We start from the raw sequence: 22,880 nt of genomic DNA on the forward strand, positions 1-22,880 counted from the left end.
CAGCTTCTGCAACACCTCAGCCAGCGACTTTCCTGCCGCCAACATCGCTTGCCCCTCCTGCAACAGCTTCACAATCTGCTCAGGCTTACGTCGTCGTCGCTTCGTCATCAAAGTCTCCTCGAACCAAAATCGGTCGGTTGACTCTCATAACATCTGGATCAGAAAATGGGGAGCACGCCAGTCCGTCGTTGCCCCTGTTTTATTGGACCGACGTTTTGTCGGCCGACCAAACAAGGAAATGACCATTGCTGAAGTCTCCGTTCAAAGGAAGACAACAGCAACCACCTTACCAACTAGAGACAAAATTTACGTCCTGAAACTGCCACCAGTAACCGTCAAACATGATCGACCAATACCAATTTGTGGCCAGCTGGTCTACACTCCCCAATGGTGCTCAACAGTAGCGAGTGAAAATTGACTTACGGAGCGTATCGTCAGAATGTGGCTACAGACGTCGTGTTCTCTGGAATTCAATTCCTCCGTTTCAACCCCACTTCTTCTGATGCTTCGGCTCCGTAGTGGTCGGCAGCAATGGGTTGCCCGTGAACAATACGTGTTGGATCCCAGTGTGCCTGCAGTTGAGTTTACTGACCCATTCGGAAATCTTTGCCAGCGAATCGTTGCCCCGGCAGGACAGTTTTCAATTCGTACCTCCGCTGATATCGAAGCTGCTGATGCGGCCGATGTCTGCCCAGGTGCGTGCTTTATCGAAGTGCAAAACTTGCCGGAAGACACGATCCCCTTTTTGCTGCCGAGCCGGTTTTGCGAATCTGATCGATTTACGCAAATGTCGGCATCGCTCGTTTCTAATTGCGGGCCCGGCTATGATCAGTGTGCAGCAATCGTTGAATATATTCGAGAGACAATCAATTACGTTCCGGGGTCCGGTCAAGAGGTTATCAGTGCCGCTGAAGTCAACAGTCGTTCAAAGGCAGTCTGTCGAGACATGGCACACTTGGGAATTGCACTTTGTCGTGCACTCTCGATTCCAGCGAGGATGGTTGTCGGCTATCTCGAAGCCCTCCAACCGATGGATTTGCATGCTTGGTTTGAAGCGTTCGTCGGTGGACGGTGGTACACATTTGACGCGACCCAATCCAACTTGCACGGAGGTCGAGTAGCGATCGCCTACGGACGCGATGCCGCTGATGTGGCCATCTATACCCAGTTTGGTACCCCAATCGACCTCTTGAGCATGAACGTTCGAGTGAGTCGGATGCCGGGACCGCCCTCTTGAAAATCCAGTTGACAAACTCGTCGCTCATCGACAGCACTGGCACAGAGGGTTTCAGGGAGAATAAAACTAAAACATGCGTCGACTTCAAATCACTCATGTTACGCGATACCGGTATAGCCAACCGGTGAAACTGCAATCGCACCAACTCATGTTACGTCCGCGCGAAGGGCATGATATTCGAATCGAGTCTTCGCGTCTCAGTATTCAACCACAAAATAAAGTTCATTGGCATCGGGACGTTCACGGAAATTCGGTTGCAGTCGTAGAATTCGTTAACGAAGCTGCATTTCTCGATTTCGACAGCAAAGTGGTGATTGAGCACTACGAAGATAAGCCCGTTGAGTTCAGTCTTGATAATCGTGCGAAGCACTATCCGTTCCAATACGACGCAGGTGAGAGAGCTGATCTGGCTCCCTATCTTCAGCCATTATTTACACCACGAGTTGACACAATTCGGAAATGGGTGGACGAGTTTTGGAAGCCCGGTCAGACTCTTCCCACATTGGACTTACTTGAGCAAATGAATCAAGCGATTCCTGCCCAGCTAAAGTACAGGAAACGCGAGGCTGCGGGCGTTCAACGTCCTTCTGAGACGCTTTCTTTGGGCAGCGGATCGTGTCGCGATCTGGCGACTCTGTTTATGGAAGCATGTCGCCACCTCGGGCTGGCAGCACGCTTTGTCAGCGGCTATCGATACGACCCAAACCTGTCACCAGGAGAGGGAGCAACACATGCATGGTGCGAGGTATATTTAACTGGCGCTGGTTGGCGCGGATATGACGCAACCATCGGCGCGCGAACCGGTGGCGACCATATTGCTGTAGCAGTTGCCCGCCATCCCGAATGGATTCCTCCCGTTGCTGGAAGCTATCATGGACAGTCAGAATCGACGATGGAAGTCAGTGTGGCAGTGACTCAACTCGGGGGCCTCGAATGAAGCACATTGAGATCTTAGAGCCTCACGGACGGCCCAATGCCATCACCACAGAAGATGTTGCTGTCGAGACGGGTTCGAGAAAATCTCGCCAGGTGCCATGCCCTCGCTCGCGTTGGCAAGGTGAAAATACTCCGCCGCAGGTGGCTCAATATCATCTCTGCGCAGCGAAGCATTTTGAAGCTGCTACCCGACTTTGAATACATCGAATACCGCTTCGAATCTAACAGCATGAGACCGTGAGGACAAACAATTCACGGGGATTGCTCGGTACGATCGAATAGGGGATGACGACGCCGGGTGCCACTGTTAGAAGCATTGAAGAATTGCACCGTAAAGACCTGATCGTTCCAACAGAGAACGCGAACTGCATGTCCACGCAAGCGAGGACATGGCACCCTTCGAGTCGATCGAGCGATGCCACCCTGCCCGGACCAATTACAACCAGAGACAGTCCAATAAATCGATGAAAGAGATTTTCCTCCCGAAGCTAGCGAACTTTTGTTTGTACCCAGTGATACTCGTTCTGAGTGGGTGCTTTGCCCCTGCCCCATATCGAGGTCCAACGATCTACGACTCGGAATCCATTCTGCGGTCTGCGATTGACAATATGGAGACCAAAGGGGGTTTGGTTTTCTTTAACCCGGAGGGACCTTGCGTCTCGAAACTTGTCATCGAATTGGAACAATTGACAACTAGCGATTTCTACAACGGCAAAGCTTCGGAAATTACTGAGCGATATCTGAACCAATGTTCCGATCCTCCGGAACTCTCACAAATACACCTTGTGCATGGGATGTTGCTCTCACACTCTGGCCGCCATGAAGAAGCCCGAGATGCGTATGACAGAAGCATCGAGTTGAGTGACGGAAGCTGGCAGCCGTATTTCCACCGAGCGTTCTATTTCGACAGAAAACGCGATGGGGAGGCCGCTGAGGCGGACCGGAAAGCCGCCAGGTCCATCTTTCCGGCCGCTCCATTCGACGATTTCTCTGCAAGTGCACGGGACGGGGGCGTGATCTAACCGATGTCTACAACTGCCTCGAATTATTCATTTTCGTTAAAACTTGGTATCGATCATGCACTTGCGTCATGAGACGCTAACTGGATTAATCAGCGAAGTAGGGTCCGCTGTGCGGACCGATGAAATTGACGATCACGTATCCAGACTCGGCAAGGATGACGAAGTCAAACGATTCTCGTGAATTGCTCGGTACGATCGAACAGGGGATGACGACGCCGGGTGCCAGTGCCACTGTTAGAAGCATTGAAGAATTACACCGTAAAGACTTGATCTTTCCATCAGAGAACGCGAACTGCATGTCCACACAAGCGAGAACATGGCACCCTTCGTTTCGATTGAGCAATGCCACCCTGCCTGGAAATGCAGTTCCAGTTTCGATGGACCAGCCGGCCGGCGTGATCGTTTCCCCCGCTTGGCCATCGATCAGTTCGCCCCCGGATCCGGTGTGCAGAATTTGGAAACCAGCCCGGCCGTGTCGTATCCATCCGGATTTTCCACTCGAATGTCCACTGGCTTGCTTCTGGCCATTCTCTGAATGGTTTCTGGCACCTTCTCTGCAGCTTCGGCGGAATTCGCAGAAACAAACACGGTGCAACTCTGATCAGCCAGCCCCGGCGTGGCAATCAGTCCCAGTGATTCAAACCCGCACAGATCCGGCAGCAGCTGCAACACGATGCCCACCATCTGGTGGCGGTGCTGGTCATTGATTGTCAAACACTGTGCAGCGCCCGCCTGCTCTGCCAGCAGCACCGGCAGCGCAGTGGCTGCAGCTTGTTTCCGATCTCCACCGCACAAGAAAGCCAGCTTCTGTGATTGCAGCACCACTGCAGACAGATACTGAACTGATGAATGTCCCAGAAAGCTCTGCATGGACTGAATGAACTGTCTGCAGGCTTCTTCTGGTTCCCGATCTGGTTCCAGATCGTCCGTGGCTTTTGTCCCGATCGGTGCATCACGTTCCAGCGGCGTGGCCGTCCGCACGCAGTTGATGGCGCTCAATAAATCGTCATCATCCAGATCGGTGTCCACCGTCAGCCCATGGCCGGGATGGTAGACCATCACAATGGCATGCTCGGCACCGGTCGTGGCTTTGGCGTTATCGAGAATGCCGGCCAGTTGCTTTTCAAGTTCCTGCCTCTGCTGCGTGTTCATGTCGTCACCTTGGAAAAATCGTTTTCTGTTTCTGTGGCTGGCGTTTCGTTCGCTCGCCACGTTTGTGGCCAGTCGCTGGCCGTGGTGGAACATCCACCACCGGAAAGGAATCAAACAGCCGGCAGCAGTGAACACAGACCACACCACCACCGGCTGCCATCGGCTGCCGGCATGTGGCACAGCGGATCCACTGCGGCCGGGTCATTGATCCCCCGTCTGTGATGATTCGAGATACTGCCGGCCAGCGTCTGTGATGTGGTACAGCTGGTACGTGTTCGCGTTCCCATAGCCGATCAGTTCCACCAGTCCGGCAGCCTGCAGCTGCATTAGCTTGCGGTTCGTCTCAGTCTTGAAAGCGCAGCACCATGTCCCCGGTTTATTCCAGCGGTCCCCCGTCTGCACCAGCTGCAGCATGTCCCGCAGCTCTTGGTCAATTTCCGTGTGGCTCATTCGTTTGCTTTCCTAGTCCAGAATCCGTTCCACACCCACGGCAGCCATGCCGGCCGGTGTGGCGTGAAAATATCGGTCAGCACCCTGGTTGATGATCCGGCCCGGCTTGACCAGTCCAATCATGGCCATATCGAGTAGGGTGCTGTGGCTGGCAGAATTCACTTCCGCGCAGTAATGGTTTCGGTATCCCGGGCGGCTGGAATTCGCACCCAGCATGTGGCGCAAGATGGTCAGATATTCCGGTGGGTGTTCTGTCTTGTGTTTCTTGGGCATCGGTTCATCCTGTGGCTTGTGGTTGTGGCTGGAGTTCCTCCAGCAGTTGGCGGCCGGCTGGCCAGTCGTGCTGGTCATCCAATTGACCACGGACTGCGGCCAGACCTTGCTGGATGCAGTGTTTCCAGAATCCCGGCGCGTTCAGAATTTGCTTGCGTTTGCGGTGCATGCGTGCGGCCAGCGCGAATGCAGCCAGCCGGGCGTCCTCAGTGCGCGGCAGATGTCCGCGCAGCTGTGCCCAGTCCACGCACCGCTGCACCAGCTGCGGATCTGCCAGGCCATTCAGACCGACAACGGGGAAACCATCAGCGGTGCTGGTTCGGCGTTCTGCTCCATGAAAGGTCCGCGTTCCATCGGCGGTGGTGGCTTTGGTCTGGTAGGCTGATGGCTGTGGCGTGCCGGCTGGCTGGTGTCGCTGTGGTTGCTCGATTCTCTCGGCTGGCTGCTGATGATCGGCAGCAGCTGTGGATCCGCCACCGCTGGTTTCGCTGGTGTCGGATCCGGTGGCGGTGGTCTCTTTGATCGGTACAAAGTCTTCCAAGTTCGGCCAGACGATTCTGCGGTGCTGGACTGTCTTTGACCCGATGCGTTGCGGTGACTCGATGATCAGACAGAGTTCACGCAGTGCGGCCATGGCTCGCTGCACAGTTCTGCGATGGCAGCCCATTTCCATGGCCATGGTGTCAATCGATGCCCAGCATGTGCTGGCATGTCCCGCGCGGCCATCAATCACCCGCAGTAACGATTTCATCGCGAATGCTGAAACGCTGGTCCCATCACGCAGACGGACGGAATTCAATTTGCATTCACGCAACACTCGCAGTTGCCGACTGCGTTTCCAGTCAAACGTTTGTTGCTTCATGGCGATTCCGTGCCGTGGCTGGTGGTGTTGGTGCGTCCCGCTCGATGCGTTCCACTCGCATGTCGAGTGGTCCATCGAACCGCAGTTTGACCGCATTGCCCATCGTCAGTGTTGGCGTGATGATCATTTCGCAGCCGCACTGGCAGCGGATCTGCACCGCTTCTGATTGTTTCCGGTGAAGTATCAAACCCATGTGAATGTCCTTTCGTTTGGTGGTGTCAGTCCGTTGTCAGTTTGCAATCAGTTCCATTCCCCCATGCGAAACTTGACGATTCGCGCGGTGGTATGTTTCAGATGGTCCGTTTCAGACAGAAACTTTCGGCCGGCTGCGGTCAGCTTCCACCGCTCCGATTCGCCTAGATACAGATCCGGCTGGACCAGCCCATAACTGGCCGCTCGGCGAAGTGCTGCCAGCGTGAATGGTTCACTGCACCAGCGGCCGGCCAGCTGTTCCAGCAGCCCCCGGTGGAATCCATCGATGCAGAACACGGTCAGATTGAACGGCCCCGACAATTCCGCAGCTGCGGCCAGCTTGCGAGTGGTGGCCAGTCGGTTCTGCTTCCGGCGTATTGATTGAATCATTCTGTCTCACTCCGTTGAATTCAGAAACCACCCGGGCGGGCGGGTGCCCGGGTGGCGCTCGCGTCGATCAGATCTGATTGAAGTGCATTGCACCGCACAGCACCTGATCGACCATGCCCCGGTCTTCAAACTCGGTGGTGATCATCTCGGCCACAGCTTCGATGGCGTCCGCTTTCACAGATCGCAGCCGGCCCGGCATGGTTTGAATTCGGAAGCGTTCTTTCTTGGCATCCGTGGACAGCACGCACGGAATGACAACTGGATTCACAGCTGCAGCCAGCGGCTGCTGTCGTTGCTCTGTGTCTACTGTGACGGGCAGCCGGTCCAGCAGATCGACATACACCGGCCCGGTAAAATCGAAATCAGTCGGCACCTTCTCAGCCCCGCTGACCTGTGCCAGCGTGTCCCGACTCATCCGGGTGGCGTCATCGTGGAACTGGCTGTGCGTCGTGTCGGTCCGGCCGAATTTCAGATCCCGAATGGATGCCAGCACACCAGACGGAACGTATCCAGACAGCTTGTGCCGGAACACGTCCACCGCTTGTTCATGTGTCAGCCATGAACCATCGACAGATTCGAGTTCCTGCAACTGCGGTGCCAGCGGCAGTGCCCAGATAGTCCGGTCCAGACCGAACCGTTTCTGCGGCTCATGATAGGCCACCACCTGTTCCAGCTCGACAGACAGCATCGAAGCGCTGTCCTTTGTTTCAAGCATGGTGATTAGTGATTCCAGATTTTCCACCGACACCACTTGCCCCGGCTTCGGTTTCGAAACCTCGACCATTTCCCCATCGATCCACAGCGTTTTTTCTGTGGATGATTCCATCAGTGGAACGGGTTGCACACATCCGCGCGCGTGGCTTTTGAGTGACTCGAAGAATTCAGAAAGCATGGTTTTCATTCCTTGAAGAATTGAGGGATGCCGGCCGATTGAACACGCAGCCGGCGTGCGTGTTATTCGTGGTTAGCGGCTGCCCAGCTTGGCGGCTCGGTGGCGGCTGGCATCGGTGCGGCGTCCATCATCCCGGCCAGTCTTGTATGCCGTGGCACTGCCCTGCAGTGGTCGGTTCCGGCTTCGATCTTTTCGCAAAACAACTTTCTTCTCGTTCTCCAGCCATCGCATGGCCAGATCTGTTTTGCGTTGGACCATCAGCGCCCGGGAATCGCTGCTGCCCGGTGTGACTGACTCGATCCGCTGCTGCGTTTTCTCGATCTGTTCACGCAGACCATGTGCAAAGCCCAGCGCGTATTTGGCGCCGTCACCTTTCCAGTATCCCCGAAATTTGGCGAGTGCCGAAACCTGAATCACCATGTGCAATTCTTCAAACAGCCGGGCAGCTGCTGCGGCATCTTCTGCGATGCCGTACCACACGAACGATTTCCCGAACCGCTGCCGGCCGCTGGCGTCCAGTCGTGGAAAACCACCCGCTGTGGTTGCTTCTCTCAGTGCTGGATCGACATAGGATGGACAGCCCACAAAATCATCGACGAAAAACGCGAGTGCTTCCTCCCATTGGTGGATCCGCTGACCGACCACAGCGTGGAATTGGTCCATTCTCTGGCTGGTGTCAGCGCTCGTTTCCACTTGCTGGATGTCCTGTTCTGTCAGCTGGTGTGCATCCATCAGCCGCTGGGCATGCTGGATGGCATTTTCAATCTCGGCTTGGCTGGCTGCGTCATCGGCTGCGATGGCAAACAGTTTGGCCACTTTGGCAATGATTCGTTCAACACTCATTCCAGAAACTCCGGTTCAGTTTGGACAATGCCGACCGATTCAACACGCAGCCGGCGTGCGTGCTAGTCGTCGCTGTCGTCGGCTTCATTCTGTTCGGCTTGGAACAGCCCCGGCTGGTTGGGTGCAATCACGCAGTGGCGTGAATCCGGATCGAAAAACATTCCCCGGCCATGGCTGCCACCATTCAGCGGCTGGCATTTGTTGGTTCGGGTGGCCTCTTTCGGGATGCTGGCATTCACCTGCATGGTGACTTCGATTCCCTCCAGTTCTCCCTCTGTCACCACCGGTTTCGTGCTGATTTCCAGATTCAGCTTGCGTGCGTTTTTCAGGAATGGCCGCTGCACAATGTCATCGTGGATGCGCGTCATGATTCGATCGAACATCACAGCGGTGGTGCCACCGTCGAATTCGTGCAGCGTCTTCAGCGTCAAGCGTTTGGCGGGCATTCTCAGTCCTCCATGGTTAACAAAAACAGTCCGAGAACGATCAGTGCTGCGGGCCATAGCACTGAAATGCAGGCGGGCCACCTGCCGTTCTCGGACTGTGATTGAAGAGTTCAGAATAGAAATCGATCATCCAGTGAACGCATGCGGCCAGCTCATCGTGTGAGTGGCAGTTACTGCATCCTCCGTCAGATCGTCGTAATAGCTCGCGTTGACGCCACGCGGCTGGTGCCCAAGAAATAACTTCGCAACTTCTCGGCCTGCGTGTTTCCGGTAGCGACGGTTCACCGTCTTGCGTAGATCCTGAAAGCAGTAAGTGTCTGAAATCACAGATCGATTTCCGCGCGTCGTGCGAACCCCCCACTGCAAACGATCCAGTTGCCCTTGCCAGCTCGTTGGATGATCCCCAACTGGAAACAGCCTCTCCCGACGAGGCGCGTAGTTGTCGAGAATCTCCAGATGACGTGCCAGCATGCCTGATACCGGCAGAACAAGTGGCAAACCTTTCTTTCGGGCACGCGTTTTTGGAGTGTGAAAAACCAGCCACCCATGTGGCGATTCTGCGTCCACCTCCAAGTCTGGATGTTCGGGAAATTCGGGAAATTCGGGAAACTCCACCGATCGATTCCACGCACTTCGTGGCATCAAACATCCCTCCCCGCGTCGGCAGCCAATCGACACAAACAATGAAAGAAGTGCTCGCCAGATGATGGGCGGCGGTATTCGTCGATCTCTGGATAGGGTGGCCAACTCGCAATGTGAATACATCGCATTCAACGAGGCATCTGGAATAATCTTTCGGTGCCGGGTAGCAGATTGTTCGGGCAGTGGCGTGCCAACTGGAACTGAAGTATCGAACGCGTCTGGACACGCTTTGATAATGCTTTGAATGTGCATCATCTTCTGGTTGGCCGTGGTGTGCGTGTTGATCTTCGGCAGCTTCAAAAGTTCGTCGCAGAATTCGGTCAACTGATCCGATGTGATGTGCGCCACCGGAGTGTCTGCAGGCTGAATTTGTTCCCAGTATTTGATGGCAATTCTCCATTTTGCCACGGTCGCATCTGACCTTTCCATCCGTTCGAGTCGCTTCAGAACACGATTTTCGAAGGCTTCCCGAACTGTCCACTGACGTGGATTTTTTTCTGGTGGGAGTGTTTCGCCTGTGAAGAGTTTGAGCGCGGCAGACATTGTGCAGCCCTTCAATGATGTATTTCGTGGACTCCGTTTTTCCTCCCTGCAGACCATTCAACCGACAGTTCCTGAACACATCCTGATGGACTCCATCGCAATTCACGGAAACTTCATGGCACGCACGCCAAAACGTAGCGCCTACTTCCTGACGAGTTCCGAAATTGCAGACCATTGCGCCCCCTTGAATTCCAAACAATGACCGGATGTGCTAATTGTTCCGGCTGCACCGCGTCTGAAATGAGGCTTGGCTTTACGAGAGTCCTAGTAATACTGTCAACGGCGGACTTTAGAAGAAATGCAAAAAAAACCGCGCACCGGAGAACCAGTGCGCGGTTTTGTGATTGCGGAATTAGCTTCGTCAGTTCACTCGAATGCCCCGTTGGTAGATTTCCACTCGGTCTGTAGCAGTGACTGAAACCGCATGCAGTATCACGCCAGATCCATGTTTCACTGTTTCAAACACATATAAGACTAGCGGGTATTTCACCTTTCCGTGGTTCAGTCCGAATTCGAACTGATGCCCCGGGGCCATCCCTTCCGTTGGGAATTCACTGACCATGATTTCCCGCTCCTGCGCATCACTTCCAACAGCTTCCAGACGCAGAATGGCAGTGTCAGCATCAATGATTTTCACCACTTCGGCATGGTGCATATGTGGTGCGCAGATGTCCCCGACCTTCAATGTACTCAACGGGACGTTCACAGTGGGCAGCACCAGCCTCTTGTCTTTTACCGCAGCAATCATCCGGGGAATTTCTCGATCCCCACGTTTCAGTTCACGTTTCAGTTGCTCCACAACTGCATCTGACTGAACCAGCAGCAACTGGATGGCTTCGGCGCTCTTGGACTTGTTCGGCGGTTCAGCGGCCGCTGAACCGCAACACAGAAGGAGAACCGCAGCAGTAGCTGCGCGGAGAGAATACCAGTGCACGGTGCCCCCAATTTTCCACAGTTGCCTACTAAGCAGATGCCAAGTGCCGTTTGGATCGCTTGACTGTCAGTGTTGGCTGCAGCTCCAGCGCATCGAAAAACCGCTCCATCACATCTGTGCCCGGAGAATATCGACCGTTCAGATAGTCAGTGATGTATCCCGGTCGAACACCCATTTCCCGTGCGAGGTCAGATCGTGACCAGCCCCGTGCTTTCAGCTCATTGTTCACCAGATCAATGAATTGCTTTTCGAGAATCAATTTCATTCTCCCAGTCTAAGCCATCACCAGATTGCGAGGTAGTGAGAAGAAGTGAGATTCCCACGTCCAGACGTTTCCGGCTGATCTTCACACCCCAGCACATTTAGTGCTGGGGTGTCGGGAATCGAAATTCGCTGTAAGTCTTTTCGGTGATAGCATCAGCGGAGAGAGGGGGATTCGAACCCCCGGTCCTGTTTCCAGAACACAGCATTTCCAGTGCTGCACAATCGGCCACTCTGCCATCTCTCCGAAGAAAACAGACCATGTTGGCCTGATCTTCCTAGTTTCCGCCGTGATTTTGACGATCCATCACTTCGAATGGGGTCATTTTGGAGGGTGAGATTCAGAAATCTCGCTCCAATTTGGCGGAGGTGAAAAACTTAGTTCTCGCGGGGGATGTTGTCAATCAGGTTCGGCCTTTCACGTCGAATCTCCCTCAGACTGAGAGAAATCCGCCGGATTTTTCTTTTGAAGACGGTGGTTGAGTTGAAGAAATTGAGTCGATTGACCTTGAGGCAGATTCTCAAAGCAATTCGGAGCGATTTGATTCGTGCATTCTCCGATCATGACTCAAGAGAGGAAGTTGTCGGAACCGGTTCCTCAGTTGACCGGCAAGCAGTTTTCGATTTGAAGCGGTTTTCGAATTGGTTGTGATTGAAAGAATCTGGATGAAATGTTCGCAACCGTTCGATGATATTGAAAGATAATCTGTCTGTTGCAGCCCGGATTCGGGCTGCGCGTTCGTGTGTGTTCACACGTTTGGAGATATCGGAATCTTGAAAAATGGAGGATTTCGAAGAGAGTCGCCCCAATTGACGCGGTGACGGCGTGGATCATCCATTTTCTTGTTTACTTAGCGAATGGAGAATAAAAATGGGGCGAAAATCAGCATCTGGTTGCGGGATGAATTCAGCGCACCAGAAAATCTTCTTCCAGGTGGCTCGTTCGCTGAAAGTCTGGATTCTGGTCCGGGCGACGAACCCGGAATCGCTGCAATTCATTGGGCCGGGTTACCCGGACATCGTCCCGAAACCTCTGCTTTGCAAGGCGAAAACGGCAGAGACAGGTCCGCATGCCGGTCTTGTCGTTTGCCCGATGATGGTTCCTGATTCCTTTTCGGTCGCTCGATTTGATCGGGCTGTGACGACATGGAATTCATGGGCCCCCAAGTGGGTTGCTTCGACGATGGAACAGTCATTCCGAAAAGAACCTGAATTCGGTGCGCCGATTGACTTCATGCAAAAGCTGTATCCGGGGATTCGAAGAGATGGTCTCCCGGACACGTATGGAGTGATCGACTCAGAATACGATCCAAGATATGGATGCGTCGTTCTGCTCCAAGGTGGTCGGCGATTTCTGATTCACGGAGACTACGACCTTTATGATGTCATCGATCCGGCCGATCCGCGGGATATCTCCCAGTTCGTTCGAAAGGTGAACGGGGCCAAATCTGCATACGGGCGAAGGACTCAGGAAGTCCAGAAGCTTCTCAATCAAGGGTTGGGGGCAGATATGGTCCAACACGGAGAAGACCTCGCGTGGTACGGATCTCACAGCAACGACATGATTCTTGGATTCAGCCCGGACCCATCCGTCAAGGGTCTGTTGGTCGTCCACTCATTTGGCCAGGGACCGCGTGCGATTGAGCGGGTGTTTCGCGAAGCATTTGAGGGCCGTAAACCGGGCGGAAGTCATTCTCGCGATTGAGGATGCGTCGCAGAGAAGCGACGATCAAGCACTTCAAACGATCAAGCACTCTCAATTATTTTCTGCACTCGCTTGAACTCGTTCTCGCACGGTGAGAGATGCATTTTCCCGCAGGAATCGGCAATCCTGCGGTGAAGCAATTGCTGCACACGTTTTACTTCACAGTGTCGTGAAATGCCCCAGGTCGTGAGATGCCCCGGGTGCTTCAGATTCCGCCGGTCGACCGCATTTCGCTCAAGGTTCAAGACGCAGAACCGATCCGAACCTGAGAGTAACGGAAGCGTGGCCGTTGCGAACAATTTGCTTGTTGGTGCCGGTTCGCAACGGGAAGTTCGGTCTGAGCCCGGTATCGCGTCGATCAGCCGCCGATTAATACGGTCGGAAGGCCGACGACGATAGTGCCACCGTGAGCTGTCATGTCACCCATTCTCGCGGCTGGCTTCTTGCCAATCAGACACGTGACTGAGCCTTTGATGATCACGTCCGGAGGTCCGACGCAGGTTGCCATGTCTCCCATCCGAGCAGCTGGAAGCCCTCCAATCATACAGGGCACTCCCCCAGGTGGGAGAATCGGGCCGCCGACATGAGGCACGAGTACAGTGAACATTGGACAAACATGCATATCTGTCACACGTGCTGCGGGCTGTCCCATCGTTCTTCTCCTCGATATTCAAACTCGTGATTCATCGTCGATCGCGGACTCAGAGAAATTCACAGGTTTCTCTTCAAAAACGCGAAAAGGAGTCTCTGGCCTGCTCGATTTCGTGCGTTTCAGCGAGCTGACGCACCTGAAAATCATCTTCAGGCCCGCGACTCTCGCGGAATCCCCAAACTCTGGGCGCACGGATCACCGGCCAGGACACATTCCAGTATCGTGGCAGTCAAAGCAAAGTTTCGTATTTTCTCCCGAGATCAGTCAAGAAACTGACAACTTCCTATTAGATGGCCATTGATTGCTTCTCAAGCTGGCTGAAATCGGCGGTAAGAGTAATTTTTTGATTTCCACCCAAAAACCACGCAACCCTTCCGGGGAATCTTCGAGAATAGGGGTGCCAGCATCAAGCGGGCAACAAAAAACTGGCCGCACGAGCGACCAGCTACTCTTCAATCACTCACCTTTTCACTTTTACTCTGGAGACGTTCACATGCCTGCTTTCATGAAACTCGGCGACATCAAGGGCGAAGCAACAGACGATGTGCACAAAGACTGGATCATCATTCAGTCGATGAGTTCTCCGATCTATCGCTCAATCGCGGAAGGTGCCAAAGACGCACAGCGAACAAAAGGGCAAACCACTCTGGGAGACGTCGTTGTCGTCCGCGAACTCGACAAATCGTCAACCAAGCTCCAGGAAGCTTGTGCCAACGGGACCTTCTTTGACGAAGTGGAAGTCCACTTCTGCACAACCGTTAAGAACAAGCAAGAACCTTACCTGACTTACAAACTCAAAGACGTCATCGTCACGAGCTACAGCTTCCACGGAAACGCTACCGGTGATCCGCTTCCGAGCGAAGAAATCACTCTCGGCTACACCGAAGTCGAGTGGACCTACATCACGATCGATCCGAAGACTGGGGACAAAAAGGGTAACGTCCCTGCGAAATACAACCCAGGAAAGGGAGCTTCGTAAGGAAACGAATGCTGACCTTCCAGGAATGGACTGACGATTTTCTGGCATGGATTTCCTGCACTCGCCTTGCCTCCGTTTCTTTCATTGATGCAACGGCTGCAAGTGCGAGTCGCTGATAACCAGAGATGAAGATGATCGAGAATTGATCCTAAAACCTGCGAATGCAGAGTTTTCTCGATACACTCGTCGAGTCAGAAATCGTTTTAGGAAGAGTACTCATGCACTGGATTGCTGTGTGCTTCGACCGCATGTCCTTCGATTTGCGGTTGAAGTCACAGCTTTTTTTGTGATATCGCTTTGCCGGTTTACGATTGGTCAGGCTGAACTGAGTCATCAAGTTTGAAAGCGATCGCCGGTGGACGTTAAAAATACGAAGTCCATCCGAGTCGTGCCGTACGAAAAAGGTGTGAAATGCACGAGTTGAACCAAGATGATCGACCGTTACAGATGACGAGTCCCTTCGGAGACGATGCCGTCGCCGAGTCTTTTTCGGGCGAAGAAATGGTGAACGGCTTGTTCCATTTCGATATCGAACTCATTTCCCGAGAGGACAACCTCGATCCGGCAACCGTCCTTTTGAAATCAGTCGATATTAAGGTTCGGACGGCTGACGATGAATGGCGGTTCTTTAACGGAGTCGTCAAGTCATTCCGATACAGTGGCGGAGATGACCGCGCTCACTACTACCACATGGAAATTGTTCCCTGGTTCTGGCAACTGACGAAGTCAGCGAACTGCAAAGTCCATGAATCCGCAGGAGGGAAATCTGCACAGGACATCATTTCTGATCTCTTCGACGAAAAGAGTTTTACCGACTATCAGTGGAACTTGAGAGGCACTCTTTCCAATCGAGACTATTGCCTCCAGTACCGAGAGACCGATTTCGAATTCGTCACTCGCTTGCTGGCTGAGGAAGGGATCTTTTACTACTTCACACATGAAGAAGGAAAACACACGCTCGTCATGAGTGACAACACCTCGGACTGCAGTGACTGTCCAGAGAACGAGGTGAATCTGAAGTTCAACTTTTCGGTCAAAGACTCCCTTGATCATCTCGCCACCTGGCAACACATTCGCGAGGTGACTTCCTCCGAATTCAAGTTAACAGACTATGATTTCGAAGATCCGACGGCTTCAGAAAACTTTGTCACAAAGGAAAAGACCGTCATCAAAACGATGGGCTCCGCAGGCTCAACGGTCTACGACCACACCTCGGCGTCTGCAGCCGTGAAGCCAGATTCGGGTCTATTGAAGTCTCGTGCCACGAACCGAATTGAGGCCGAAGAAGCCGACCATGAGACCTTGTACAGTTCCAGCGACCGGCGAACCTTCTATGCCGGAGGAAAATTCAAAGTCACCGAACACTTCGCCGACTCAGAATCTGGGACGAATTGGCTGTTGATGAACGTGCAGCATCGTGCCCATAGTGGCGGATACCTTGCGGGAGCGGGAGCGGTTTCAGGAGTTTACTCAAACACGTTTCGGGCAATCCCCAGCGAAAGAATTCCGCGTCCCCGGTACTCTCGCACAAAGCCAATGATTCATGGCGTGCAATCCGCAGTTGTCGTCGGCCCCAGTGGCGAAGAGATTCATACTGATGAATACGGCCGCGTTCGAATTCAGTTTCATTGGGATCTTGAAGGAGGGCGGGACGATACGAGTTCTTGCTGGGTCCGAACGGTCACACCCTGGGCTGGCACGAATTGGGGGATGATTGCGATTCCTCGAATCGGGCAGGAAGTCGTCGTGAACTTTCTGAATGGAGACATCGACCATCCCGTCGTGATGGGGATGTTGTACAACAAGGACAATATGCCGCCCTATGCGTTGGAAGACAACAAGACTCAGACGGGAATTAAGACCCGCAGCACTCTTGAAGGCGGGAAAGACAACTTCAACGAACTTCGTTTCGAAGATAAGAAGGACGAAGAAGAAGTTTATATTCATGCCGAACGTGACCTGAACTGTATCATCGAGAATAATGAAACACGAGAGGTTGGTTACGAGAAGCAAGAAGAAGGAAACCAGGAAGTCAAGATCTATAACAATCAGGACTTGACAGTTGGTGTCGGCAACTCGGATGGAGGAAGTCAGACGATCAAGATTGGCAAAGACCGTACCGTTACGCTCAACACCGGCGACGACTCACTCACGGTTTCTCAGGGGAACCAGAAAACCAAGGTTTCTCTTGGAAAAATCGAAACCGAAGCCATGCAGTCCATCGAGCTGAAGGTTGGATCAAACAGCATCAAGATTGATCAGTCGGGAATTACAATCAAGGGACTTATGGTCAAGATCAACGGCGATGCCATGGTCGAGGCAAGTTCCCCAATGACAACTGTCAAAGGTGACGGAATGCTGACGCTCAAGGGCGGAATCACCATGATTAACTAGATTAGTCACAGAAAACGAAGAACTGCTGAATCAACGATTTGTATCCCATGCCGTAAGAACAACGTTCGAGCGGCTTATTAAATGTCTCAGTAGAGAACTCAGCAAATGTCGCGGTCATTCGTTCGAGCGAGTTTTGAGGAGCATGCAACTGCCTCCTCGAATTCCCCGAATTGATTCCATGGCCGAGCAGGCTGCTTGTAGAGAGAAGGCCCAGACATGCCCGTTCAGCTCCATGTTGTCGCGGGGGATCACACTCACAAACTTGTCGATCTGATCGAGGGTCAAAAGTATGTGATTGGAAGGAACCCTGATGTGGATCTCAGTTTCGAAGCCGACTCGCAAATGTCGGGGAACCATCTCCAGATTTCCTGTTCCGGAGAGACTGTACTCATCGAAGATCTGGGAAGTACGAACGGAACGTTCGTCCGCGACAACCTTGTGACCTCTTCAACACTGGCAAATGAAGACACGTTCCGCTGCGGGATCACCGAATTCGTGATCAAGGCGGCTGAAACAACCTCACCAGAACCCCCAGCCTCGGCTCAAACTGTCGTCCCTGCTGCGGCCGGAGCGGCCCCAGCTGCGGAGGCTCCCAAACCAGCTGCCCCGGTCTTCGTCGGAGTTTCGCTTCAAGTCGAAGGATTTATCGAAGAAACGGCGCCTTTGGTAGTCGAACGGTTTCAATTGAACGACGCCTTTCCAATCTCGCCAAACCCTGACGAAACTCCAGAGAGCTTCGCAAATCGACTGATCGAAACTGGCGAACCCAATCATTGTGTCACTTTCATGGCGTACGCACTGCCCAAACGAGCAGCTGTCTGGTGGCTCACTCAATGCATTGAAGAAGTCGAAAGTCTCCACGGCGAGGAAGACGGGAAGCTTCTCAAGCACGTTCAAGAATGGGTTATCGATCCGACCGACGAGCTTCGTCGGAATGGAATGCAGCAGGCAGAAGCTCTCGAAATGTCCACACCCACGAGTTGGGCTGCGGTAGGCGCGTTCTGGTCGGGCGGAAGCATGGGCCCGGCGGAAAATCCACCTGTTGAGCCGAAGGACGAACTCTTGGGAAAAGCAATTTCCGGTGGGGCGATTCTTGCATCGGTCTTTCAGAAGCCGGAAATGGCATTTGAAAAACAGAAAGTCTTCACCGAAATCGGACTGAAGATCGCATCCGGTGAGTTGAGCTTGTAGTTCGTCCCGGCTTGCATTCGCGAATTCCCAGTCGTTGAATCCAAAAACAAATCGACCCCACGTCCTTCAAGAATATCGATTCAGAATCTCGGCGTTGGAAAATCCTCGGTTTGTGATTACGCTCTGCGTATTTCCCGGGCGTTTGATACGAGCAAGATATGAGTTCTCATTCGATTCATTGGGGTGAAGGGGTCTTCCTTCGTCCCCAGCACTTCCAACTTGCTGATCAGCTGCATCGCGAGGCATTGTCGATGTCTTGCCGCTGGGAGAATGCGTATCACTACGGTATTCACCATCTGGTGATCGATCGCGACTCACTCTCCAACTGGCGAGTCTCACTTTCAGAATGTCAGGTCCGCCTGCCAGACGGGACTCTGATTCGAATTCCGGAAGATTCACACGTCGCGGCCGAAGCAATTCCACGGGACGCGCTCCCGAATGCAGACGCACGGGTCAAAGTTTATGTGGGAATCCGTGAAATTCGACGCGGAGCGAATAACGCTGAGGCAGATGGCCCGGAAGTTGAATCCCGCTACTTGAAGCGAGAAGCGGAAGTCGCTGACGATAATAGTGCCGGAAACGTCGAACAGATTGGCGTTCGCGTTCTCAATCCCCGGATTCTCATAGGCGACGAAGCAGCCCGTGGCTATGACGCCGTTCCCATCATGCAGTTGAAACTCGGAACTGCCGCGGAATCGCCTCCGGAAATTGATCCTGAATATATTCCCCCGACGATCACGACCGAATCGTCCTCTCAGATTTCGTACATCCTTCGTTCGATCTGCGATCAGCTGGGAGCAGAGTCCCAACAACTCGCGCAACAGATTCGAGATCGAGGCGTCGCATTCTCCAGCGGACATCGTGAAGATCTCGAAATGATTTCGCGGCTTCAAGCCGTGAACGCGAGTCTCGGCGGAATCGCTCATCTCCCTTCGAGCCGGGGCTTACACCCCTTCCAAGTTTACTCAGAACTCTGCCGTGCAGCCGGTTTCACAGCCATTTTCCGGGGAAATCGAAGCTTTCCCCAAATCCCGGCTTACGACCACGACAATTTGATTCTCAGCTTTCAATTCCTGTTCCAGTTGATGTCAGCAGGAGAGAAGAAAGAACGCTCCTACGTCCGCGAACCGTTCCGAGCGGAAGGCCTTCTGATGATGGTGCGTCTCAACTCGGAATGGCTTCAACCCGACTGGAGATTCTACATCGGCGTTGAGTGCGATCTTCCGACAGCGAACGTTTCGGAACTGCTTTCGGAACGGGCTCTCGGTATGAAAGTCGGAAGCACAGACGACGTCGATCAGATTTACAAGATGGGGCGCAAAGGTGTTCGCATTGCACCGGTCGCCGATCCTCCGCGAGTCTTTCCGCGTGCGAACTGGCATTATTATCGAGTCGAACGGGATGCTTCCTGGGCGGAAGTTGAACGAACTCTCAATCTTGGAATTCGCTTCAACGAAAAGTTTGTTGAAAGTCAGATCGCTGGTGAGGACAGAATTGTTGTCTTGAATCGTGACACGAACGAGAACAAGACAATGGCGTTTTCACTGTTTGCGATCCGCCACGTCGAGTCCTGAGATACCTGTCAACTTTCTCCGTTTTCTGACTTCACCCTGCTGAGTGGAAGTGTCTTGTCTCTGCAGCTGTGAACTCATTGAGGCGAGTCGTTTCACGATCATGCTTCGCAGCCAGTCAATTGACTGCAATCATGACAACGAAACACTCGCAACTTGGATTTGACATAGAGAACGGACTCGACGATCATTCGGAAACTGAGTGCAGCAAACAGGTTGAGCTTCATCAACGAAACATTCAGGTTGCAGCAAGATTCCCTTGTCGGCCTGTCGTCACAGAGTCATTTCATTCCATGAAAACGAGGCTATGGCAGAAACTCTGATTACTCTGACTCAACCGTTCTTCCTTAAGTCACTTAATCTGATCAGTGATCGCAGCCACGACTCGGCACGCGATCTGTCGCGCCTCCAGAAAGAGCTGTCTGCAGAATTGCAGGCGCTTGAGCACAAAGTGAATTCCGGTCAGGCGCGAGTTTCTCCTGAAGACTGGCAACTGGCGAAACGTGGGCTCATCTATTGGGTCGACGAAATCCTCGTCCAACACATTGATGACTGGGAAGACTTCGTGCTGGAGCATGTCTTCTACGACGAACGAAACCGCGCCTGGAAATTTTACCTGCAAGGTGAAAACAGCCTCGTCACGGGATCTCCAGACGTTGCGGAGCTGTATTACCTGGCTGTCGTCCTTGGCTTTGTCGGCGACATTCAGGGAGCGTTTCAGGAAAAGAATACCGATATGCCCGGACACAAGACTGATCCGGACGAAGCGAGGAAGTTCTGGGCTCAACAACTTCAGTCACGGTTACATCAACACGCGTCGCCTGAACTTCAGGGAAGCAAGCTGGAAGGTCACATTGATCCGCTACCCGGAACGACCGGATTAACAACCGCGAGCGCGATCTTCTCTGTGATGCTTCTTTGCATGCTCGTTCTGCTCTCGTGGTATCTGCTCGATCAGTAGAGCACGATTCCCATTAGCGTGTTCTATTTCCAGTTCGTTAATCGCGAGATGAACGACTGCCGTGGCGCTGTTGACGCTGCCTGCCCCGCACTTTCAGGAGTGCTGGCAGATGGTTCCGCTTCTGTCGGGCTGGCTTCTCTCTTCATCAAAACCACTTGCTCACCAACAGCTGGAGCAACACTTCCTGAAACGTCATGATGCTCTGCGGTCAAAATCGTTGCGGGACTTCCTTCATTTGCACTGACCTGAATGATTTTCGATTGCCCCGCGTCTTCATCTGACCCCGGAGTTCGCTCGAAGGTCGATGTGACGTCCTCATCAATCGAGAGGGGAACGCTGTCAATTTGCTCCAGTTCAGCGGGAGCCGGTTCTTGCCCATAGGTGACCATTTGAAGATTGGCGTATGTCAGTAAGGTCCCCTTCTCAAACTGAACATTCTTCAAAGCGACTGCATATTCGGAGCGGGTTCTGAACAGTCGAATTTCCGCATCAACAACACGAGTCTGTGCATCGAGAATCAGATCGACCGGATCGTTGAGCCCTTCTCGCTGACGACGTTCGAGAGCATCGAGATACTCCTTCGCTGCGAGGTACTGATTCATCGCATTCGTAATCGACCGACGAGCACGAACTGCCTCCGCAACTGCTCCTGAAAGATTGCTGATGACATCGCGTTGCTGCTCTTTGAAAATTGCACGAGCACGAGCAACCCGGAATTCCGCATTGTCGACGGCAGCATGTCCCTGTCGATATCCGAGAGGAACTTCGAGCTCGAATCCGAGCATGTATTCCTGATGATCTCCCGTCATCATGTTCCCGAACGATGACGCGGGAGTGTCGCCGCGATTGTATCCTCCCGAGAAAAGATCGTCTCCCAAACCGCGGACTCGGTAGCGTGCCACAGCGTCCAATCGAGGATTCAGGAAGTTCTCAGCCGCAAGCAACTCCATTTCACTCTTCTTGACGACAAGCTGTTGCTTTCGAAGTTCGATCCGTTGCGTCAATGCCTCTTGAGAAATGGTCGCCCAATCGAACTGAACTTCTGCCAGTGGAGGTTCATCATTCGGCCTCAACAGATTTCCATCTGCAGCCGGAAGTCCAATCAGCAATCGCAGACGCCGCTCCGCAGCAAGAACTCCGCCCTGTCCATGGAGAGTTCCCCCTCCACTTCCGTTACGAGTTTGAGTCCCCTGAATCAGCCTCCCGCTCAATGAGTCCTCAACGTCTGATTTGAACTCAAAATACTGCTGCCGCGCGAGTGCCTCTTCCGGTGCTTTATCGATCCCGACTCCGGCGGTCGCCTTCTTGATATTCCAGACCCTCAGCGCCTCTTCCATCCCTTTCTTCTGAGCATCAAGCAATCGGTATCCGAAATACAAATCCCAGTAGGCATTTTCGACATTACTGAGAAAGTCTCGAACAGCGAGTTGAAACTCGTGATAGTCAATGTCGGTGGTCACTTTCGCGATCAACAGACCATTGTAAATCCCCGGCACTGACCCTGGCCCGGCAATTCTGTTGAACTCCAACCCGGCACCTTGAAGCAACGGTTGACGAACTTCCGCTTCAATGATCGATTCCCAGTAGCTCGGGAAGTTATTTGCCGGCGCGTTATTGGCATCATAAACCGTTCGATTCCGCAAGCTGATCTGTGAACCAGTCGCTGATCGTTTCGTCAGTCCGACATCATACTCGTGGAGGTCCTGAACAAACGCCGATGTTCCCCCTGCAAAGAATGAGTTATTAAACAATCGATCGTTGTCGCTTAACATCGCCGACGCGGTGAACTGGGCATCAAATGCGCTCAGCGCCGCTTCCATACCGAAACGGGGATCAGATTCTGCGAGTGCTGACGAGAACCGGGTTTTCACTGTGTCGGGGTTAATCAGGACAACCCCACCAAGTTCACGGATCACTGTCGAGTTCTCGAGCGCAATTCGAAACACTTCCTCAAGTGGGATGTCTCGGAAGTTCTCGAATTCCCCACTGGTCAACGTCTCAGCAGTGACCGGCGGACCGGAATAACTTGTTGGATAGATCTCAGGGACGGGATTGTCGACCGTGGCAGAGATTTGATCAATCTCACAGGTGTCGTTGCAGACGGTCTTGTCCCAAACGTCTGGACTCGAAGCGCAGCCAATAATCCCGGCCGAAGAGACAGCAAGGACAACGGTTCGAAAGAGAGAAGCCGCCCGTGACTTTTTCGATGAGAGATATTGTTTGAGTCGAGTATGTCTCTCTGGATACGTCGGCATCGTTGTTAATCCACTTAGACCGTCGCAAGAAACACTCAGCGGTCATTTACCCCCGAAGTGTGGATTCGCCGTTGATGTTCGAGCAGACTGTCGAACT

At 53.2% G+C, this 22,880-nt stretch carries 23 protein-coding genes and 1 tRNA gene; 9 read left to right on the forward strand and 15 right to left on the reverse strand.

Translation table 11 applies throughout. The features are described 5' to 3' along the window. Nucleotides 1–439: 439 nt before the first annotated feature. The 3 genes from KOR42_RS18865 to KOR42_RS18875 all read left to right on the forward strand — a co-directional run bounded on the left by KOR42_RS18865 (nucleotide 440) and on the right by KOR42_RS18875 (nucleotide 3,195). Nucleotides 440–1,237 (forward strand): transglutaminase-like domain-containing protein, encoded by a 798-nt coding sequence (locus tag KOR42_RS18865; protein ID WP_146511398.1) that lies wholly within the window; start codon nucleotides 440–442, stop codon nucleotides 1,235–1,237. 73 nt (nucleotides 1,238–1,310) lie between these two features. Beyond that, nucleotides 1,311–2,174, forward strand: coding sequence for a transglutaminase family protein (locus tag KOR42_RS18870; RefSeq protein ID WP_146511399.1), 864 nt, complete (start codon nucleotides 1,311–1,313; stop codon nucleotides 2,172–2,174). Between the two features lie 502 nt (nucleotides 2,175–2,676). After that, the gene (locus KOR42_RS18875) at nucleotides 2,677–3,195 is read left to right on the forward strand and encodes a hypothetical protein (protein WP_146511400.1); all 519 of its coding nucleotides are present in this window, start codon (nucleotides 2,677–2,679) and stop codon (nucleotides 3,193–3,195) included. Nucleotides 3,196–3,618: 423 nt separating this feature from the next. Here KOR42_RS18875 and KOR42_RS18880 read toward each other — a convergent pair whose 3' ends face one another. From KOR42_RS18880 to KOR42_RS18935, 13 genes are all read right to left on the reverse strand, one after another. Next, nucleotides 3,619–4,527: a hypothetical protein gene (locus tag KOR42_RS18880; RefSeq protein ID WP_146511401.1), complete on the reverse strand. Its 909-nt coding sequence runs from the start codon at nucleotides 4,525–4,527 to the stop codon at nucleotides 3,619–3,621. A 21-nt stretch (nucleotides 4,528–4,548) separates the two neighbouring features. Next, a complete protein-coding gene (locus tag KOR42_RS18885) occupies nucleotides 4,549–4,797 on the reverse strand; it encodes a hypothetical protein (RefSeq protein WP_146511402.1) in 249 nt (82 codons plus the stop codon). Between the two features lie 12 nt (nucleotides 4,798–4,809). Further along, nucleotides 4,810–5,070, reverse strand: coding sequence for a hypothetical protein (locus KOR42_RS18890; protein WP_146511403.1), 261 nt, complete (start codon nucleotides 5,068–5,070; stop codon nucleotides 4,810–4,812). Between the two features lie 4 nt (nucleotides 5,071–5,074). Then, a complete protein-coding gene (locus tag KOR42_RS18895) occupies nucleotides 5,075–5,932 on the reverse strand; it encodes a helix-turn-helix domain-containing protein (protein ID WP_197441345.1) in 858 nt (285 codons plus the stop codon). Continuing rightward, the gene (locus tag KOR42_RS26850) at nucleotides 5,913–6,125 is read right to left on the reverse strand and encodes a carbon storage regulator (protein ID WP_197441346.1); all 213 of its coding nucleotides are present in this window, start codon (nucleotides 6,123–6,125) and stop codon (nucleotides 5,913–5,915) included. The genes KOR42_RS18895 and KOR42_RS26850 overlap by 20 nt, the downstream gene beginning before the upstream one ends. A 47-nt stretch (nucleotides 6,126–6,172) precedes the next feature. Then, complete coding sequence (locus KOR42_RS18900) at nucleotides 6,173–6,514, reverse strand: hypothetical protein (protein WP_146511405.1); 342 nt, start codon at nucleotides 6,512–6,514, stop codon at nucleotides 6,173–6,175. 67 nt (nucleotides 6,515–6,581) lie between these two features. Next, the gene (locus KOR42_RS18905) at nucleotides 6,582–7,406 is read right to left on the reverse strand and encodes a hypothetical protein (RefSeq protein ID WP_146511406.1); all 825 of its coding nucleotides are present in this window, start codon (nucleotides 7,404–7,406) and stop codon (nucleotides 6,582–6,584) included. 72 nt (nucleotides 7,407–7,478) lie between these two features. Beyond that, nucleotides 7,479–8,249 (reverse strand): DUF2786 domain-containing protein, encoded by a 771-nt coding sequence (locus KOR42_RS18910; protein ID WP_146511407.1) that lies wholly within the window; start codon nucleotides 8,247–8,249, stop codon nucleotides 7,479–7,481. Nucleotides 8,250–8,311: 62 nt separating this feature from the next. Beyond that, nucleotides 8,312–8,695 carry a hypothetical protein gene (locus KOR42_RS18915; RefSeq protein WP_146511408.1) on the reverse strand — a complete coding sequence of 128 codons (384 nt, stop codon included), beginning with the start codon at nucleotides 8,693–8,695 and terminating at the stop codon, nucleotides 8,312–8,314. Nucleotides 8,696–8,821: 126 nt separating this feature from the next. Continuing rightward, on the reverse strand, nucleotides 8,822–9,880 hold the full coding sequence (locus KOR42_RS18920) for a hypothetical protein (RefSeq protein WP_146511409.1): 1,059 nt from the start codon (nucleotides 9,878–9,880) through the stop codon (nucleotides 8,822–8,824). 361 nt (nucleotides 9,881–10,241) lie between these two features. After that, entirely contained in the window at nucleotides 10,242–10,628 is a 387-nt protein-coding gene (locus tag KOR42_RS18925) for a hypothetical protein (protein WP_231741006.1), read from the reverse strand. A 214-nt stretch (nucleotides 10,629–10,842) separates the two neighbouring features. After that, nucleotides 10,843–11,079 carry a helix-turn-helix domain-containing protein gene (locus KOR42_RS18930; RefSeq protein ID WP_146511411.1) on the reverse strand — a complete coding sequence of 79 codons (237 nt, stop codon included), beginning with the start codon at nucleotides 11,077–11,079 and terminating at the stop codon, nucleotides 10,843–10,845. 156 nt (nucleotides 11,080–11,235) lie between these two features. Further along, nucleotides 11,236–11,322, reverse strand: a tRNA-Ser gene (locus KOR42_RS18935). A gap of 624 nt (nucleotides 11,323–11,946) precedes the next feature. Between KOR42_RS18935 and KOR42_RS18940 the strand changes: the two genes are divergently transcribed. Then, nucleotides 11,947–12,780 carry a hypothetical protein gene (locus tag KOR42_RS18940; RefSeq protein ID WP_231741007.1) on the forward strand — a complete coding sequence of 278 codons (834 nt, stop codon included), beginning with the start codon at nucleotides 11,947–11,949 and terminating at the stop codon, nucleotides 12,778–12,780. A 358-nt stretch (nucleotides 12,781–13,138) separates the two neighbouring features. Here the strand turns inward: KOR42_RS18940 and KOR42_RS18945 are convergent, their stop codons facing one another. After that, entirely contained in the window at nucleotides 13,139–13,432 is a 294-nt protein-coding gene (locus tag KOR42_RS18945) for a PAAR domain-containing protein (RefSeq protein ID WP_146511413.1), read from the reverse strand. 493 nt (nucleotides 13,433–13,925) lie between these two features. Between KOR42_RS18945 and KOR42_RS18950 the strand changes: the two genes are divergently transcribed. From KOR42_RS18950 to KOR42_RS18970, 5 genes are all read left to right on the forward strand, one after another. Then, nucleotides 13,926–14,411 (forward strand): Hcp family type VI secretion system effector, encoded by a 486-nt coding sequence (locus KOR42_RS18950; RefSeq protein ID WP_146511414.1) that lies wholly within the window; start codon nucleotides 13,926–13,928, stop codon nucleotides 14,409–14,411. A 447-nt stretch (nucleotides 14,412–14,858) separates the two neighbouring features. Continuing rightward, nucleotides 14,859–16,805: a type VI secretion system Vgr family protein gene (locus KOR42_RS18955; protein ID WP_231741008.1), complete on the forward strand. Its 1,947-nt coding sequence runs from the start codon at nucleotides 14,859–14,861 to the stop codon at nucleotides 16,803–16,805. 216 nt (nucleotides 16,806–17,021) lie between these two features. Continuing rightward, complete coding sequence (locus KOR42_RS18960; RefSeq protein ID WP_146511416.1) at nucleotides 17,022–17,996, forward strand: FHA domain-containing protein; 975 nt, start codon at nucleotides 17,022–17,024, stop codon at nucleotides 17,994–17,996. Between the two features lie 158 nt (nucleotides 17,997–18,154). Continuing rightward, nucleotides 18,155–19,570 (forward strand): type VI secretion system baseplate subunit TssK, encoded by a 1,416-nt coding sequence (gene tssK / locus KOR42_RS18965; RefSeq protein WP_146511417.1) that lies wholly within the window; start codon nucleotides 18,155–18,157, stop codon nucleotides 19,568–19,570. 304 nt (nucleotides 19,571–19,874) lie between these two features. Beyond that, entirely contained in the window at nucleotides 19,875–20,528 is a 654-nt protein-coding gene (locus KOR42_RS18970) for a DotU family type IV/VI secretion system protein (RefSeq protein ID WP_146511418.1), read from the forward strand. Nucleotides 20,529–20,551: 23 nt separating this feature from the next. Here KOR42_RS18970 and KOR42_RS18975 read toward each other — a convergent pair whose 3' ends face one another. Next, the gene (locus KOR42_RS18975) at nucleotides 20,552–22,783 is read right to left on the reverse strand and encodes a TolC family protein (RefSeq protein ID WP_146511419.1); all 2,232 of its coding nucleotides are present in this window, start codon (nucleotides 22,781–22,783) and stop codon (nucleotides 20,552–20,554) included. Nucleotides 22,784–22,880 lie beyond the last annotated feature (97 nt).

The sequence above is a fragment of the Thalassoglobus neptunius genome, assembly GCF_007859735.1.
GTDB lineage: Bacteria > Planctomycetota > Planctomycetia > Planctomycetales > Planctomycetaceae > Thalassoglobus > Thalassoglobus neptunius.

Excerpts from the sequence above, each read along its gene's own strand:
- KOR42_RS18910 (WP_146511407.1), bottom strand. The coding sequence starts at position 8,249 with ATGAGTGTTGAACGAATCATTGCCAAAGTGGCCAAACTGTTTGCCATC.
- KOR42_RS18950 (WP_146511414.1), top strand. The coding sequence starts at position 13,926 with ATGCCTGCTTTCATGAAACTCGGCGACATCAAGGGCGAAGCAACAGAC.
- KOR42_RS18895 (WP_197441345.1), bottom strand. The coding sequence starts at position 5,932 with ATGAAGCAACAAACGTTTGACTGGAAACGCAGTCGGCAACTGCGAGTG.
- KOR42_RS18955 (WP_231741008.1), top strand. The coding sequence starts at position 14,859 with ATGACGAGTCCCTTCGGAGACGATGCCGTCGCCGAGTCTTTTTCGGGC.
- KOR42_RS18885 (WP_146511402.1), bottom strand. The coding sequence starts at position 4,797 with ATGAGCCACACGGAAATTGACCAAGAGCTGCGGGACATGCTGCAGCTG.
- tssK (WP_146511417.1), top strand. The coding sequence starts at position 18,155 with ATGAGTTCTCATTCGATTCATTGGGGTGAAGGGGTCTTCCTTCGTCCC.
- KOR42_RS18870 (WP_146511399.1), top strand. The coding sequence starts at position 1,311 with ATGCGTCGACTTCAAATCACTCATGTTACGCGATACCGGTATAGCCAA.
- KOR42_RS18960 (WP_146511416.1), top strand. The coding sequence starts at position 17,022 with ATGCCCGTTCAGCTCCATGTTGTCGCGGGGGATCACACTCACAAACTT.
- KOR42_RS18970 (WP_146511418.1), top strand. The coding sequence starts at position 19,875 with ATGGCAGAAACTCTGATTACTCTGACTCAACCGTTCTTCCTTAAGTCA.
- KOR42_RS26850 (WP_197441346.1), bottom strand. The coding sequence starts at position 6,125 with ATGGGTTTGATACTTCACCGGAAACAATCAGAAGCGGTGCAGATCCGC.
- KOR42_RS18905 (WP_146511406.1), bottom strand. The coding sequence starts at position 7,406 with ATGCTTTCTGAATTCTTCGAGTCACTCAAAAGCCACGCGCGCGGATGT.
- KOR42_RS18920 (WP_146511409.1), bottom strand. The coding sequence starts at position 9,880 with ATGTCTGCCGCGCTCAAACTCTTCACAGGCGAAACACTCCCACCAGAA.
- KOR42_RS18930 (WP_146511411.1), bottom strand. The coding sequence starts at position 11,079 with ATGAAATTGATTCTCGAAAAGCAATTCATTGATCTGGTGAACAATGAG.
- KOR42_RS18975 (WP_146511419.1), bottom strand. The coding sequence starts at position 22,783 with ATGCCGACGTATCCAGAGAGACATACTCGACTCAAACAATATCTCTCA.
- KOR42_RS18865 (WP_146511398.1), top strand. The coding sequence starts at position 440 with ATGTGGCTACAGACGTCGTGTTCTCTGGAATTCAATTCCTCCGTTTCA.
- KOR42_RS18945 (WP_146511413.1), bottom strand. The coding sequence starts at position 13,432 with ATGGGACAGCCCGCAGCACGTGTGACAGATATGCATGTTTGTCCAATG.
- KOR42_RS18940 (WP_231741007.1), top strand. The coding sequence starts at position 11,947 with ATGGGGCGAAAATCAGCATCTGGTTGCGGGATGAATTCAGCGCACCAG.
- KOR42_RS18925 (WP_231741006.1), bottom strand. The coding sequence starts at position 10,628 with ATGATTGCTGCGGTAAAAGACAAGAGGCTGGTGCTGCCCACTGTGAAC.
- KOR42_RS18915 (WP_146511408.1), bottom strand. The coding sequence starts at position 8,695 with ATGCCCGCCAAACGCTTGACGCTGAAGACGCTGCACGAATTCGACGGT.
- KOR42_RS18890 (WP_146511403.1), bottom strand. The coding sequence starts at position 5,070 with ATGCCCAAGAAACACAAGACAGAACACCCACCGGAATATCTGACCATC.
- KOR42_RS18900 (WP_146511405.1), bottom strand. The coding sequence starts at position 6,514 with ATGATTCAATCAATACGCCGGAAGCAGAACCGACTGGCCACCACTCGC.